This window comes from Streptomyces sp. NPDC002994 (assembly GCF_040611155.1).
In the GTDB taxonomy this organism is placed as follows: domain Bacteria; phylum Actinomycetota; class Actinomycetes; order Streptomycetales; family Streptomycetaceae; genus Streptomyces.
Window position 1 is genome coordinate 1 of sequence record NZ_JBEXNQ010000031.1, and the last position, 14,728, is coordinate 14,728.

The following is a 14,728-nucleotide window of genomic DNA, read 5'->3' on the forward strand; positions in this document are numbered from 1 at the left end:
ACGGCCGACGATTCCGCCGAAGGACAACCACAACGTCAGTCAAGGGACGAGTCACACCCCCCAAGCAGCGCCACCCCCATCCTCACTGTCAAGGGAGGAGCGCAGCGCAATCGCCGTAGGCGACGCGACGCAGGAGCGCCCTTGAGGGGCGGGCCTCCCACGCCACACTTACATGTGGCGGCCCCCATCGCAGAAGCGATCAACGCTCCGGGCCGCCCGAGGCCCGCCACCGTCACCCCGCTCAGCCCTCCCGCTTCGTGGCTAGGCGGAACCAGACGTTCTTGCCGTTCGGGTAGTCCCGTACGCCCCACTCGTCGGCGCAGCTTTCGACCAGCGCCAGCCCTCGTCCCTGCTCGTCGTCCGCGTCTGCCGACCGTGGTTTTGGGCTACCGCCGCCGTGGTCCCAAACGGAGACGCGGAAGTCTCCCGGCTCCCAGTCCATGCTCACGTAGGCGTCGGCATCGCTGTAGCGGTATGCGTTGGTTACCAACTCCGAGGCGAGCAACTCCACGGTGTCGACGATGCAGTCCAGACGGGCGGCTGCGAGCACGCTACGAATGGTGGCCCTTACGACGCCGACCGCGCGCGGGTCGTGGGGGATGAACAGACCGTACGACCAAGGTTGTTCGGGCATGTCCATGTGGCAGCCTCCAGTTTGTGAGTGCGTGCTGTGACTGGGCCCACACTCACGGTAAGGGTTCGGGTGCGATATTTTCAACCTTCTTCCCGGGTAGGGGAGTTACGTTGTGGACTTGCCTAGTGGTGCGGGGTGACACTGTGCAGGTCGGTGAGGGGAGGACTGGATGGGGCTGAGGGCCAATCCCACGTATCGACAGCGCCGATTCGGCGCCGAGTTGCGTCGACTGCGCGAGCAGGCCGACTTGTCGGCGCAGGACGCTGCCTCGCTGTTGGGCATGAGGCAGCCGCAGCTCAGCAGTATCGAATCCGGGAGGACCGGGCTGTCGGCCGAGCGCGTACAGCTCTTGGCTCGAACTGTCGGTTCAATTTCTCGAACCTACGTGGACGCCCTGATCGATATGGGTCAGCGCTCGGGCAAGGGTTGGTGGAGCGAGTACCGGCACGTCCTGGGAGCCGCGCACCTGGATCTGGCCGAGCTGGAGGATGCCGCCCACGTGGTGAGCACCTACGAGCCGATGTTCGTCCCCGGTTTGTTGCAGACGCGGGAGTACGCCGCAGCCATTCATCGCGGCGGCTACCGCCAGGCGACGGAGGCTGAGCAGCTGGCCGCTGTTGACTTTCGCGTGCAGCGGCAGGTGGTGCTGACCGGTGAGCGACCTCCACGCACGCACGCGATCATCCATGAGGCCGCCCTCAGCGGCTCGTTGGGCGAGCGAGAAGTGATGCGAGGTCAGTTGCTCCACCTGATCGAGGTCTCGCGACTGCCGCACGTGACCATTCAGGTTCTGCCGTTCGACGGCCCAGTCGCATTCGGTACCGGCTTCGTGATGATCGAGCCGCAGGCCCCGGAGCTGAGCACGGTGATCGTCTCCCACATCGAGCAGTCCTTGTACTTGGACGGAGCCGACACAATGGCCAAGTACCGGGGCTGGTTCGCCAGCTTGGCAGAAGTGGCGCTTCCTCCTGTCGACGCGGAGGCATCGCCGCAGCCCCATGCGACCAAGGACTCGCTGGGGCTGATCCAGCGGCTCCTGTATCCCTTGCTCTAGGAAGGCGCACATGTCCGAGTTCAGGTGGCAGAAGTCCAGCTTCAGCGAAGGCGGGGCCGCGAACTGCATAGAGGTCGCTGCCGCACCCCCCACCCACGCCCCCCACCTCCGCGAGAGCGACAACCCCGCCACCGTTTTGACTACCACCCCCGCCGCTCTCCGCGCCCTGCTGTGCCGCATCAAGGCGGGGGTGGGGTTCAGGGGTGTTGCCCGGCCGTAGGGGCGTGCACCAGTGGGCCGGTCGGCGCGTCCTCCTTGCCGGCGTCGCACGGGGACGGGCGACGCGCGGACGGACGCAGAGATAATGCACTGGTGCTCGTTATGGGGTGATATTTGGGCCTAAGTGATGCTCAGGACCCAGGAGGGACCCCCATGCCCGGAGCCACGCACGCTAAGTGGGCGACATGCGTCGTGGCTGTCGCCCTCGCGGCGACAGCCTGCGGCGGTGGCGGCGCGTCCGGGGTGGTCAGTTCGTCCTGGGGCGATCCGCCGAACCCGCTGGAACCCTCGAACACCAACGAGGTGCAGGGCGGCAAGGTCCTCGACATGCTCTTCCGTGGCCTCAAGCGGTACGACTCGAAGACCGGCGAAGCCGAGGACATGCTCGCCGAGAAGATCGACACCACGGACGCGCAGAACTTCACCGTCACCATCAAGGACGGCTGGACGTTCAGCAACGGCGAGAAGGTCACCGCCAAGTCCTTCGTCGACGCCTGGAACTACGGCGCGCACCTCAAGAACAACCAGCGCAACGCCTACTTCTTCGGCTACATCGAGGGCTACGACAAGGTCCACCCCGAGAAGGGCAAGGCCACCGCCGAAACTCTCTCCGGCTTGAGGGTGAAGGACGACAGGACCTTTACCGTCAAGCTGACCCAGAAGTTCTCCACCTGGCCCAAGACCCTCGGTTACGCCGCCTTCGCCCCGCTCCCCAGGGCCTTCTTCGACGACCACGACGCCTGGCTCGCCAAGCCCGTCGGCAACGGGCCGTACACCGTCGAGTCGTACGTCAAGGGCTCACAGATGAGCATGCGCAAGTGGGAGCAGTACCCCGGGCCCGACAAGGCTCGGAACGACGGCGTGGACCTCAAGGTCTACACCGACAACAACACCGCCTACACCGACCTCACCGCGGGCAACCTCGACCTCGTCGACGACGTACCGGCCTCCCAGCTCAAGAACGTCCGGACCGACCTCGGCGACCGGTACATCAACACCCCGGCCGGCATCATCCAGACCCTCGCCTTCCCCTTCTACGACGACCGGTGGAAGGCCAAGGGGGTGGAGAAGGTCCGCAGGGGGCTTTCCATGGCGATCAACCGGCAGCAGATCACCGACACGATCTTCCAGAAGACCCGCATTCCCGCCAAGGACTGGACCTCCCCAGTCCTCAAGGGGGAGGGCGGCTTCGATGACACGCTGTGCGGCGAGGCGTGCGAATTCGACGCGGCCGAGGCGAAGAAACTGGTCGCGGAGGGCGGCGGCATCCCCGGCGGCAGGCTGAAGATCACGTACAACGCGGACACCGGCTCGCACAAGGAGTGGGTCGACGCCGTCTGCAACAGCATCAACAACGCGCTGGGCAAGGACAAGGCGTGCACGGGCAACCCGGTCGGCACCTTCGCCGACTACCGCAATCAGATCACCGGCCGGAAGATGACCGGGCCTTTCCGGGCCGGCTGGCAGATGGACTACCCGCTGACCCAGAACTTCCTCCAGCCGCTCTACTACACGAACGCCTCGTCCAACGACGGCAAGTGGTCCAGCAAGGAGTTCGACAGGCTCACCGACGAGGCCAACGCCGAGAGCGACGTGGCGAAGGCGCTCGCGAAGTTCCGGGACGCGGAGAGGGTCGTACGCGACGAGATGGCCGCCATCCCGCTCTGGTACCAGAACGGCAGCGCCGGCTACTCCGAGAGGATCTCCAACGTGGCCCTGAACCCCTTCAGCGTCCCCGTCTACAACGAGATCAAGGTCAACTGACGCGAGGGAAGCCCGGGAGCCCACCATGGGACGTTATGTGATCCGGCGTCTGCTGCAGATGATCCCGGTCTTCTTCGGCGCCACGCTGCTGATCTTCCTCATGGTGAACGTGATGGGCGATCCCATCGCGGGACTGTGCGGCGACCGGCAGTGCGAGCCCGCGACCGCCGCCCGGCTGCGCGCGGAGTTCGGCCTCGACAAGCCCGTGTGGCAGCAATACCTCACGTACATGGGCAACGTCTTCACCGGTGACTTCGGCACCGCCTTCAATGGCCAGAAGGTCACCGAGCTCATGGGGACCGCCTTCCCCGTCACCATCCGGCTGACGGTCGTCGCCATCGTCTTCGAGGTTGTTATCGGCATCAGCTTGGGCGTACTCACCGGGCTGCGCCGCGGGCGTCCCGTCGACACCGGAGTTCTGCTCCTCACGCTCGTGGTCATCTCGATCCCGACCTTCGTCACCGGTCTGCTGCTCCAGCTGCTGCTCGGCGTGAAGTGGGGGGTCATCAGGCCGGCTGTCTCGCCCAGTGCCACGGTCGACGAGCTGCTGATCCCCGGGCTGGTCCTGGCCTCGGTCTCGCTGGCGTACGTCACCCGCCTCACCCGGACCTCGGTCGCCGAGAATTCCCGCGCCGACTACGTCCGTACCGCCGTGGCCAAGGGCCTGCCGAGGCGCCGCGTCATCTCCCGTCACCTGCTGCGCAATTCACTCATCCCCGTCGTCACCTTCATCGGTACGGACGTGGGCGCGCTGATGGGCGGTGCGATCGTCACCGAGCGGATCTTCAACATCCACGGCGTCGGTTTCCAGCTGTACCAGGGCATCGTCCGGCAGAGCTCCCAGACCGTCGTCGGCTTCGTGACCGTCCTGGTGCTGGTCTTCCTGCTGGCGAACCTGATCGTCGACCTCTTGTACGCCGTACTCGACCCGAGGATCCGCTATGCCTGAGCCGAAGTACGACGACGGGGGAGCCATCGCGGCGACCGGCGCCGGCGGCGGCGCGGGCCTCGCCATGGGCCAGGGCGAGGGCAAGGGCGAGGGCGAGACGCCGGAGAGGCCCCCGGGCGGCCCGCAGAGCACGGGACCCGCCGACAAGCCGCGCAGCCTGTGGTCCGACGCCTGGCGCGATCTGCGCCGCAACCCGGTCTTCATCGTCTCCGGGGTCGTCATCGCCTTCCTCGTCGTGATCTCGCTCTGGCCGTCGCTCATCGCGAGCGGCAATCCGCTCCAGTGCGACCTGGGCAAGGCCCAGCAGGGGTACCGGCCCGGCCACCCCTTCGGCTTCGACCGGCAGGGCTGCGACGTCTACACACGGACCGTCTACGGCGCCAGGACCTCGGTGACGGTCGGCGTCTGTTCCACCCTCGGGGTGGCTCTACTGGGTAGCGTCCTCGGCGGGCTCGCCGGCTTCTTCGGTGGAGCGTGGGACGCGCTGCTTTCCCGTATCACCGATGTCTTCTTCGGCATCCCGGTCGTCCTCGGCGGGCTGGTGTTCCTTTCCGTCATCACCAGCACCACCGTCTGGCCGGTGATCGGCTTCATCGTGCTGCTCGGGTGGCCGCAGATCGCCCGTATCGCGCGCGGCTCGGTCATCACCGCCAAACAGAACGACTACGTACAGGCGGCGCGGGCGCTCGGCGCGAGCAACTCGCGGATGCTGCTGCGGCACGTCACGCCCAACGCCATCGCCCCGGTCATCGTCGTGGCGACCATCGCCCTCGGTACGTACATCTCGCTGGAAGCGACCCTCTCGTACCTCGGCGTCGGCCTGAAGCCGCCCGCCGTGTCCTGGGGCATCGACATCTCCGCCGCCTCGCAGTACGTCCGCAACGCCCCGCACATGCTGCTCTGGCCGGCGGGGGCGCTCGCGGTCACGGTGCTGGCGTTCATCATGCTCGGCGACGCGGTGCGCGACGCCCTCGATCCCAAGCTGCGCTGAGGAGCCCCGCGATGCTGCTGGATGTGCGCGACCTGTACGTCGAATTCCGTACGCGCGACGGGGTCGCCAAGGCCGTGAACGGCGTCAACTACTCCGTCGCGGAGGGCGAGACGCTCGCCGTACTCGGCGAGTCCGGCTCCGGGAAGTCCGTCACCGCGCAGGCGGTCATGGGCATCCTCGACATGCCGCCGGGGAAGATCGCGGGCGGCGAAATCATGTTCCAGGGGCGCGATCTGCTGAAGCTCAAGGAGGACGAGCGGCGGAAGGTCAGGGGCCGGGAGATGGCCATGATCTTCCAGGACGCGCTGTCGTCGCTGAACCCCGTGCTCACGGTGGGGGAACAGCTGGGCGAGATGTTCGTCGTACACCGGGGGATGTCCAGGAAGGACGCGAAGGCGAAGGCCGTCGAGCTCATGGACCGGGTGCGCATCCCGGCGGCCCGGGAGCGGGTCGGGCAGTACCCGCACCAGTTCTCCGGCGGCATGCGCCAGCGCATCATGATCGCGATGGCGCTGGCCCTGGAACCTTCGCTGATCATCGCGGACGAGCCGACGACCGCGCTGGACGTGACCGTACAGGCGCAGGTCATGGACCTGCTCGCGGAGTTGCGGCGCGAGCTCGACATGGGGCTCATCCTCATCACCCATGATTTGGGTGTGGTGGCGGACGTCGCGGACAAGATCGCTGTGATGTACGCGGGACGGATTGTGGAGGAGGCGCCGGTCCACGACATCTACAAGGCGCCGGCCCACCCGTACACGCGAGGTCTGCTGGACTCGATCCCGCGCCTGGACCAGAAGGGCCAGGAGCTGTACGCGATCAAGGGCCTGCCACCGAACCTCACGCGGATCCCGCCCGGCTGCGCCTTCCATCCGCGCTGCCCGCTGGCCCGTGACGTGTGCCGCACGGACGTCCCGCCGCTGTACGAGGTGTCGCGGGAGCGCGGGAGCGCGTGCCATTTCTGGCAGGAGGCGCTCAATGGCTGAGCCGATTCTTCAAGTGCGCGGGCTGCACAAGCACTATCCGCTCACGCGGGGCGTGGTCTTCAGGAAGCAGGTCGGCGCGGTCAGGGCGGTCGACGGTGTCGACCTCGACCTGGTGGCGGGGGAGACACTCGGCATCGTGGGGGAGTCGGGGTGCGGCAAGTCGACGCTCGCCAGGCTGCTGGTTCATCTGGAGCGGCCGACGGCCGGGGTGATCCTTTACAAGGGCGAGGACATCACTCGGCTGTCGGGGCGGGCGCTGAAGGCGGTGCGGAGGAATATCCAGATGGTGTTCCAGGACCCGTACACGTCCTTGAACCCCCGGATGACGGTGGGTGACATCGTTGGTGAGCCGTACGAGATCCATCCCGAGGTGGCGCCGAAGGGCGACCGGCGGAGGAAGGTCCAGGAGCTGCTGGATGTGGTCGGGCTCAACCCGGAGTACATCAACCGGTACCCGCACCAGTTCTCGGGCGGCCAGCGCCAGCGCATCGGCATCGCGCGGGGGCTCGCGCTCCGGCCGGAGATCATCGTGGCTGACGAGCCGGTGTCGGCGCTGGACGTCTCGGTGCAGGCGCAGGTCGTCAACCTGCTGGACAAGCTCCAGAAGGTGTTCAGCCTGAGCTATGTCTTCATCGCGCACGACCTGTCGATCGTGCGGCACATCTCGGACCGGGTGGGCGTGATGTATCTCGGGCGGATCGTGGAGATCGGCACGGACGCCGAGATCTACGACCACCCGACGCACCCGTACACGCAGGCGCTGCTGTCCGCCGTGCCGGTTCCGGACCCGACGGCGCGCGAGCACCGCGAGCGGATCCTGCTGTCGGGGGATGTCCCGTCGCCCGCGAACATCCCTTCCGGCTGCCGGTTCCGCACGCGCTGCTGGGAGGCGCGGGAGCGGTGCGCGATGGAGGTGCCGGTGCTGGCGGTGCCGGCGGTTTTCCGGGGCGTGGACTCGCTGGCGGCCCACGATTCGGCGTGCCACTTCGCGGGGGAGAAGCGGGTGGTTCCGGCGGGGGAGGGACCCGGCGGCTAGCGGGGTGGGCGGTTATGTCTGCTGGGCCGCCAGGACGCGGCGGCCTTCGTACCGGACGTTCTTCCCGGCGTTCCAGACCCGGTCATGCAGCGTGCCGCAGTTTGGGCAGGTCCACTGCCTGATGTGCAGCGGCTTGGGCCCGTCCCGGAAGCCGCAGGCGGAACAGAGCTGGGAGGAGGGAAAGCGGCGGTCGACCTTGATGAAGGTGCGCCCGTACCGTGCTGCCTTGTATTCCAGCAGGCCGAGAAACTGGGACCATCCCGCGTTGTGCACGCTCTTGGAGTGGAGCCCGCGCGCCAGTCCACGCACATTCAGGGTCTCCGCGTAACCGGCTTGGTTCTCGCGGGTCAGCTTCGAAGACCACTGGTGGTGGAAGTTGCGGCGCGCGTCGGCCACGGATGCGTGGGCGCGGGCGACCTTGATGCGGGCCTTGTCCCGGTTCGTTGATCCCCTCTGTTTGCGGGAGAGTTCACGCTGCTGCTTCTTGAGCTTCCTCTCGGTCCTGCGCAGGTACTTGGGCCAACGCGATGCGCTGACCACGGCGAGGGTAGGCGGGGTATTGGTAACGCAGCTGCATGCCGATGACCGTACGACAGTTTGTTTATGGCTGTCCCGTAGAGCATTTGAACTGGTCGTCACTCTGGGCCAACAGGTTCTGGCTCGGGTCGTACTTCGCCGGACCGGTCGGGCGCGCGCCCTTGTCGATTGTCCGCAAGTACATCGAGAACTGGAACCGCCCGCTGTGACCTATGGGTCAGAGCACGTCTTGAGCTCCCCATTAATGTCCATCAATTTCGTTAACGCGTAAGCAACTTGACTGACGCAACTCCGATATACGAACGCGCCATGCTGAACAGCGTACGGCCGTGCGGGTGCCGTTGCCTGGCCGGGGGCGCGCCATGTCGTCCCCGGCCAGGTGGTCACGCCTCGGGGCTCCGCCCCGGACCCCGCTCCTCAATCGCCGGAGGGGCTGGATTTCTCCCGGGTTAGCTCAACGCCAGTGACCTCCGCAGGAAGTCCACCTGGAGCAGCAGCAAGTTCTCCGCCACCTGCTCCTGGGGAGTCATGTGCGTAACCCCCGACAACGGCAGCACCTCATGCGGCCGCCCCGCAGCCAGCAGCGCCGACGACAGCCGCAGTGAGTGCGCCATCACCACATTGTCGTCCGCCAGCCCGTGGATGATCATCAGCGGCCGGTGCTCATCGGCCGGCTGTGACAACCCGTCGTCCGTGACAAGAGAGTTCGCGGCGTACACCTCCGGCTGCGCGCCCGGGTCCCCCAGGTACCGCTCCGTGTAGTGCGTGTCGTACAGCCGCCAGTCGGTCACCGGCGCGCCCGCGATCCCCGCATGGAACACATCGGGGCGCCGCAGCACCGCCAGCCCCGCCAAGTACCCCCCGTACGACCAGCCACGGATCGCGACCCGCCCCAGATCCAGCGGAAAGTCCTCCGCCAGCGCGTGCAGCGCTTCCACCTGATCGTCGAGCGTGAGCACAAACGCGTCCCGGATCTCCTTCTCCCACCCGGGCGAGCGCCCCGGCGTACCGCGCCCGTCCGCGACGACCACCGCGAACCCCTGGTTGGCGAACCACTGCGAGGTGAGGTGGGCATTGTGGGCGGCAACGACGCGCCGCGCGTGCGGCCCTCCGTACGGGTCCATCAGGACCGGAAGCGGCCCGTCCCCCTCCTCATAACCCGCCGGGAGCAGAACGGCGCACGGAATGCGCCGCGCGCCCCCCTCCACGAGCCGCACCCGCGCCCGCAGCACCGGCTCCTCGGCGTACGAAGCCACCACCGTCTCCCGCTTGCCGTCCCGCAGCACCTGCACCACCGTGCCGCTGCTTTCCGGACACGCCGAAGCCAGCACCGTCACCCCGCCCGACCGGACCGCGGAATGCACCCCGGGCCCCTCCGAAAGGCGCTCCACGCCCAGCTCGTTGACCCGGTAGACATGCACCTCACCGGTCTCCGGAACAGCCGCCTCCGCCCCCGCCGAAGCGGAGATCAGCACGTCATCGTCCGATACGTCCAGCACCGCCCGCACCTGCAACTGCGGCCCGGTCAGCGCCCGGTCGCCGACCGCCAGCACCCGCGCCCCGCCCTCGTCCGCGATCCGTACGAGCCGGCCGTCCGGCGCCCAGACCGGCACCCCGTCGAAAAGGTCCAGCCACACCGGGTCCTCGTCCACGTGCACGGTCCGCGTCGCACCGGTCTCGGCGTCCACCGCGAGATAGACCTGGCTCCGCTGATCCCGCGCCTGCACGAGCAGCAGCGGCGCCCCCGCCTTCGACCAGTGCACCCGCGCCAGATACGGGAAGCGGGCCCGGTCCCACACCACCTCCGTACGCTCGCCGCCCTCCTCGACCCCGTACAGGAAGAGCCGCACCTCGGCATTGTGCGTCCCCGCCGCCGGGTACGCGACCCGCGCCGGCTCGCGCTCCGGCTGTGCCGGGTCCGAGATCCACCAGCGCGACACGGCCGTGTCGTCGGCGCGGGCGACCAGCAGCCGGTCCGATTCCGGCGACCACCAGAAGCCGCGCGAGCGCGCCATCTCCTCCGCCGCGACGAATTCCGCCAGACCGTACGTCGTGTTCTCGTCCTCCGGCTCGGCGAGCGCCCGGTCACCTTCGCCCTCCGCGCCGATCACCCGCAGGGCGCCCCCGGCGACGTACGCGACACGCAGCCCGTCGGGCGACGGCCGGGGGTCGAGAACCGGCCCCGCCGCCGGCAGCTCCCGCGCCGTACCGGCCCGCAGCTCGGCCGCGAAAAGCCGCCCCGACAGCGTGAACGCCGCCAACTCGACCGCCGCGTCCACCGCGTAGCCGACAATCCCGGCGGACCCTTCCCGGCTGCGCTCGCGCCGCGCCCTCTCCTCGGCCGACAGCTGCTCGGCCGCGCCGCCGAGCAGCTCCCCGGGATCCGCAGCGACGCGCTCCTGCGCGCCCCCCTCAAGATCGAGCACCCAGAGCCGGTTTGCCCGATCGGTGCCGGAGGAGGAGCGGAGGAAGACCACACGCGTCCCGTCGGGCGACACCGTGAACGCGCGCGGCGCCCCCAGGGTGAAGCGCTGCGTCCTGGCGTGCTGCCGGGGGAAGGAGAGCTGATTCGACGTCATATGCCCGAAGCTACCGCTCAGTGGCAAGTCCATGCGCCCCTCGTGCTGCCGTGCACCGATCAATGCGTACGCACGGATAGTTATGATCCGTAGCGCTTGGTGGGTATGAACCTGCTGGCGACTGTCCGCATGCCCGTTTTCGACCTGAGTAAGTGGAGGTGAACCGCCGTGGCACTCTCGATTTCGGCGGTAGTGCTGTTGGCGATCATCGTCATCCTGATGGTCCGGAAATCAGGTCTCAAAGCCGGACACGCGGTGGTTTGCGTACTGCTCGGCTTCTACCTCGCCAGCTCCTCCATCGCCCCCACAATCAGCGAACTGACCACGAACGTGGCCGGGATGATCGGGGGCATCAAGTTCTGAGCGGCGCCTCGTAGGGTGGTCCCATGACGGACCAGGACCACCCAGCCCGTCGTCTGCTTCTGGTGCACGCGCACCCCGACGACGAGTCGATCAACAACGGCGCCACCATGGCCAAGTACGCCGCCGAGGGCGCCGGGGTCACTTTGGTGACCTGCACCCTCGGTGAGGAGGGCGAGGTCATCCCGCCCGCCCTCGCGCACCTGGCCGCCGACCGCGACGACACCCTCGGCGCCCACCGCATCGCCGAACTTGCCGCCGCGATGAAGGAACTGGGGGTCACCGACCACCGCTTCCTCGGCGGCCCCGGCCGGTTCCGCGACTCCGGGATGATGGGCGCCCCGCAGAACCACCGCGAAGGCGCCTTCTGGGCCGCGCCGGTGGACGAGGCGGCGGCGTACCTCGTCGAGGTGATCCGTTCCGTACGCCCACAGGTCCTCGTCACGTACGACCCGGACGGCGGCTACGGCCACCCGGACCACATCCAGGCCCACCGCGTCGCGATGCGCGCGGCGGACCTCGCGGCCGACCCGGACTTCCGCCCGGACCTCGGGGCACCGCACACCATCGCCAAGATCTACTGGAACCGCGTGCCGCGCTCGTACGCGCAAGACGGCTTCGCCCGCCTGAGCGCGGCCCCGGTGACCTTCCCCGGAACCGGCTCCGTGGACGACATCCCCGGAGTGGTCGACGACACGGCGATCACCACGGAGATCGACGGCACGGCGTACGCAGCGGCCAAGATCGCGGCGATGCGCGCCCACGCCACCCAGATCGCGGTGGAGGGCGACTTCTTCGCCCTCTCCAACAACCTCGGACAGCCCGTCCTCACGACGGAGTTCTACGAGTTGGTACGAGGTGAACCGTCACCGGGCGACCGCGCCGGGTCCGCCGGCAGCCGCGAAACCGACCTCTTCGCGGGAGTGACGTCATGACCCTGACCCCGGCCCGTATCGGCGCGTACGCCCTCCTCGTCCTCCTCGGCGCCATCACCGGCGCGGCGGGCGTCCTCGTCCACGCGGCGTGGTTCCCCGGCGGCCTGCTGCTGGCGCTGCTCGCGACGACCGGCCTCTTCTACGGGGGCATGTACGCCACGGGCACCAGGTCCGGGGTCGGCGCGTCCGCCGCCGGATGGCTCGTGGCCATCGTCCTGCTGACCGTCAGCCGCCCCGAGGGTGACCTGCTCATCGGCGGCAGCTCCGTCTCGTACGCCTACATGCTGGGCGGAATGGCCATCGCTGTGATCTGCGCCACGATGCTGCAACTGCCGCAACCGGGCACGGTGGGCGCCCGACTTGGCAAATGACGTACCACTTGAGTCCGTGAATCGACCGCGTCCGCACGGCCGTCGCAACCCGGCTGCCAAGGGTGCGGGGCGCCTGTCGGCGGCGGCCAGTATGGTGGTGCGCGCCGCCGAGCCGCCCGCAGTACCAGGTAAGAGCGGGCGAGCGGAGCTAACCGGGAGAACCTGCCTTGAGTCGTGAAACTGACAGTTCGTCCTCCGGCCCCCAGGGGCGTGGCGGAGCCGCGTACCCCTCGGGCACGCCGCCGTACGGATCCCGCCAGTATCCGTCGTCGCACCCCGGGCAGGACGGTCCGCAGGGCACCGCCGATGCCGCCGGACCGGTGGAACCGGACGAGCCCAGGACCGAGACCACGCTGACCACGCGCATCCGGATCAACATCCCCGGGTCGCGGCCGATCCCGCCGGTCGTCATGCGTACGCCCATGGGCGACGTGGAGCCGCCCTCCTCGCCCGCGAACGGCGAGCGCACCGGCAGTACGCCGCGCCCGCCCGAGCCTTCGCGGGACACCGCGGCGACGGCGCTGCGGGACGAGCCGGGCTCAGCGCCGGGATCCGGCTCTGGCTCGGGCTCCGGCTCCGGCTCGGGCTCCGGCGAGGACAAGCCGCCGGCCAGCGACTGGTTCGCGCCGCGGAAGTCGTCGGCCGGGCCCACCCCGCCGGCCGCCCCCGCCGCACCGGCCCCGGCCTCGCCCGCCCCGTCGCAGGGCGGCGGGCAGCGCCCCGACCTCCCCTACTTCACGCCGGAAGAGCCGCAGCGCCAGGGCGCCACCGCACCCCTGCCGCGCCGCAGCCCCGGCAGCTCGCCCGGCGCCCCGGCCGCGAACGGCAACGGTCTCGGCGCGGGCCCGCGGCCGGTCGGCCCTTCGGGTCCCGCCGGCCCCCTGGGCTCCGTTGGCCCCTCGGGCCCGACCACCGGACCGGCGACCGGCAGCTCCACCTTCCCCGGGCCGACGATCGGCAGCTCGCCGTTCCCCGGTCCGGTCCCGGGCCCGCCGCGGATGACCGACGACACGGCGGTACTGACCCCGCAGAACCCGGCCGCCGGTCCCCCCACCGGCGGCAACGTCTCCGGCGACACGCTGACCAGTGGCATCCCCGTGGTCCAGCCGGCCGACCGGCACTCGCCGTTCGCGCCGCCGCAGGCCGACGCCCGCTTCGTACCGGACCTGACGCCCCACCTCCCGGGCGACCCGACAGCTCCGGCCCCGGGCCCGGCCGCGCCGCCGGTTTCCTCCTCGCCCTCCGCCCCCGCCAAGAAGGGCCGCTCGAAGCTGGTCCTTCTGGCCGTGGCGGTCGTGGGCCTGGCCGGAGTGGCGTACGGCGCGGGACTCCTGATGAACCACTCCGACGTACCGAAGGGCACGACTGTCCTCGGTGTCGACATCGGCGGCGGCACAAAGGAGGAGGCGGTCGGCAAGCTTGAGGACGCCCTGGGCAAGAGCGCTGCCACCCCCTTGGTGCTCACCGTCGACGGCAAGCAGACGCAGCTCGCTCCGTCAAAGGCCGGTCTCTCCCTGGACAGCCAGGAAACCGTGCGCGGCGCCGCGGGCAGCGACTACAACCCCGCCTCCGTGATCGGCTCACTCTTCGGTGGCGAGCGCGTCGCCGAGCCGGTGATCCTGGTCGACGAAGAGAAGCTGAGCGTCGCGCTGGCCGACCTGGCGGGCACCTCGGGCACGGCCAGCGAGGGCACGATCAAGTTCGTACCCGGCAAGGCGATCGCCGTACCCGGCAAGGCGGGCAAGCAGCTCGACGTGGCCCGCTCGATGATCCGGGTCAAGGACGCGTACCGCGCCCAGGTGGAGACCGGCAAGCCGAACACGGTGGAGCTGCCGGTCGCCACGAAGGCCCCGACGATCGGCCAGGCCGAGCTCGACCGGGCCATGAGGGACTTCGCGAAGCCCGCGATGTCCGGCCTGATCACGATCAAGGCGGGCGGCAAGCAGATCCAGTTCGGCCCGGCCAGGTCCCTGCCGAAGATCCTCTCGATGAAGCCGATCGACGGCCGCCTGGTCGAGGTCTACAACAAGCCGGCGATCGAGCAGCTTCTGGAGGGCGTGTTCGACGGCGTCCAGATCACCAAGGGCGATGGAAAGAAGCACCCGGTCACGGTGGACGACGTGGCTTTCGCCATGCGGGCGGCACTCGTGGGCAAGACCCCGGCGGAGCGAGTCCAGGAGATCAGCCTCAACCCGAGCTAGCCACGGCGTGATAGTTCCTAGTGCCGGGCCCTACGGGAACGGCATTCGGGACGCTGTGTTTTCCCGGGGGACAACCCCCGGACCCCCGGCCGAACCGGCCGGGGCGGGGCGC

Annotated in this window: 15 protein-coding genes; 12 read left to right on the forward strand and 3 right to left on the reverse strand. The window is 69.0% G+C overall.

Annotation, left to right across the window (positions count from 1 at the left end; all coding sequences use genetic code 11):
* Positions 1–241 precede the first annotated feature (241 nt).
* A complete protein-coding gene (locus ABZX79_RS31285) occupies positions 242–634 on the reverse strand; it encodes an ATP-binding protein (RefSeq protein ID WP_355265184.1) in 393 nt (130 codons plus the stop codon).
* 169 nt (positions 635–803) lie between these two features.
* Between ABZX79_RS31285 and ABZX79_RS31290 the strand changes: the two genes are divergently transcribed.
* From ABZX79_RS31290 to ABZX79_RS31320, 7 genes are all read left to right on the forward strand, one after another.
* The gene (locus ABZX79_RS31290; RefSeq protein WP_355265186.1) at positions 804–1,688 is read left to right on the forward strand and encodes a helix-turn-helix transcriptional regulator; all 885 of its coding nucleotides are present in this window, start codon (positions 804–806) and stop codon (positions 1,686–1,688) included.
* Positions 1,689–1,698: 10 nt separating this feature from the next.
* The gene (locus ABZX79_RS31295) at positions 1,699–1,908 is read left to right on the forward strand and encodes a DUF397 domain-containing protein (RefSeq protein ID WP_355265189.1); all 210 of its coding nucleotides are present in this window, start codon (positions 1,699–1,701) and stop codon (positions 1,906–1,908) included.
* A gap of 152 nt (positions 1,909–2,060) precedes the next feature.
* Positions 2,061–3,671 (forward strand): ABC transporter substrate-binding protein, encoded by a 1,611-nt coding sequence (locus tag ABZX79_RS31300; protein ID WP_355265192.1) that lies wholly within the window; start codon positions 2,061–2,063, stop codon positions 3,669–3,671.
* A 25-nt stretch (positions 3,672–3,696) separates the two neighbouring features.
* Positions 3,697–4,620 (forward strand): ABC transporter permease, encoded by a 924-nt coding sequence (locus tag ABZX79_RS31305; RefSeq protein WP_355265195.1) that lies wholly within the window; start codon positions 3,697–3,699, stop codon positions 4,618–4,620.
* Positions 4,613–5,611, forward strand: coding sequence for an ABC transporter permease (locus ABZX79_RS31310; protein WP_355265198.1), 999 nt, complete (start codon positions 4,613–4,615; stop codon positions 5,609–5,611). Before ABZX79_RS31305 ends, ABZX79_RS31310 begins: the two co-directional genes overlap by 8 nt.
* Positions 5,612–5,622: 11 nt before the next feature.
* Positions 5,623–6,597, forward strand: a complete 975-nt coding sequence (locus ABZX79_RS31315) for an ABC transporter ATP-binding protein (RefSeq protein ID WP_355265201.1) — start codon at positions 5,623–5,625, stop codon at positions 6,595–6,597.
* Positions 6,590–7,633, forward strand: a complete 1,044-nt coding sequence (locus ABZX79_RS31320) for a dipeptide ABC transporter ATP-binding protein (RefSeq protein ID WP_355265204.1) — start codon at positions 6,590–6,592, stop codon at positions 7,631–7,633. The genes ABZX79_RS31315 and ABZX79_RS31320 overlap by 8 nt, the downstream gene beginning before the upstream one ends.
* Positions 7,634–7,645: 12 nt before the next feature.
* Here the strand turns inward: ABZX79_RS31320 and ABZX79_RS31325 are convergent, their stop codons facing one another.
* Entirely contained in the window at positions 7,646–8,173 is a 528-nt protein-coding gene (locus ABZX79_RS31325) for an RNA-guided endonuclease TnpB family protein (RefSeq protein WP_355265207.1), read from the reverse strand.
* 41 nt (positions 8,174–8,214) lie between these two features.
* On the opposite strand from ABZX79_RS31325, the gene ABZX79_RS31330 reads away from it, so the two are divergent.
* Positions 8,215–8,379: a transposase gene (locus ABZX79_RS31330; protein ID WP_355265410.1), complete on the forward strand. Its 165-nt coding sequence runs from the start codon at positions 8,215–8,217 to the stop codon at positions 8,377–8,379.
* 240 nt (positions 8,380–8,619) lie between these two features.
* Here the strand turns inward: ABZX79_RS31330 and ABZX79_RS31335 are convergent, their stop codons facing one another.
* Complete coding sequence (locus ABZX79_RS31335; protein WP_355265210.1) at positions 8,620–10,749, reverse strand: prolyl oligopeptidase family serine peptidase; 2,130 nt, start codon at positions 10,747–10,749, stop codon at positions 8,620–8,622.
* 168 nt (positions 10,750–10,917) lie between these two features.
* On the opposite strand from ABZX79_RS31335, the gene ABZX79_RS31340 reads away from it, so the two are divergent.
* The 4 genes from ABZX79_RS31340 (at position 10,918) to ABZX79_RS31355 (ending at position 14,616) form a co-directional block, all read left to right on the forward strand.
* The gene (locus tag ABZX79_RS31340; RefSeq protein ID WP_274561780.1) at positions 10,918–11,112 is read left to right on the forward strand and encodes a DUF2304 family protein; all 195 of its coding nucleotides are present in this window, start codon (positions 10,918–10,920) and stop codon (positions 11,110–11,112) included.
* A gap of 23 nt (positions 11,113–11,135) precedes the next feature.
* On the forward strand, positions 11,136–12,044 hold the full coding sequence (gene mshB, locus ABZX79_RS31345; RefSeq protein ID WP_355265214.1) for an N-acetyl-1-D-myo-inositol-2-amino-2-deoxy-alpha-D-glucopyranoside deacetylase: 909 nt from the start codon (positions 11,136–11,138) through the stop codon (positions 12,042–12,044).
* On the forward strand, positions 12,041–12,415 hold the full coding sequence (locus tag ABZX79_RS31350; protein WP_355265217.1) for a DUF6113 family protein: 375 nt from the start codon (positions 12,041–12,043) through the stop codon (positions 12,413–12,415). Before mshB ends, ABZX79_RS31350 begins: the two co-directional genes overlap by 4 nt.
* Positions 12,416–12,582: 167 nt before the next feature.
* The gene (locus tag ABZX79_RS31355; RefSeq protein WP_355265220.1) at positions 12,583–14,616 is read left to right on the forward strand and encodes a hypothetical protein; all 2,034 of its coding nucleotides are present in this window, start codon (positions 12,583–12,585) and stop codon (positions 14,614–14,616) included.
* The last annotated feature ends 112 nt before the right edge of the window (positions 14,617–14,728 follow it).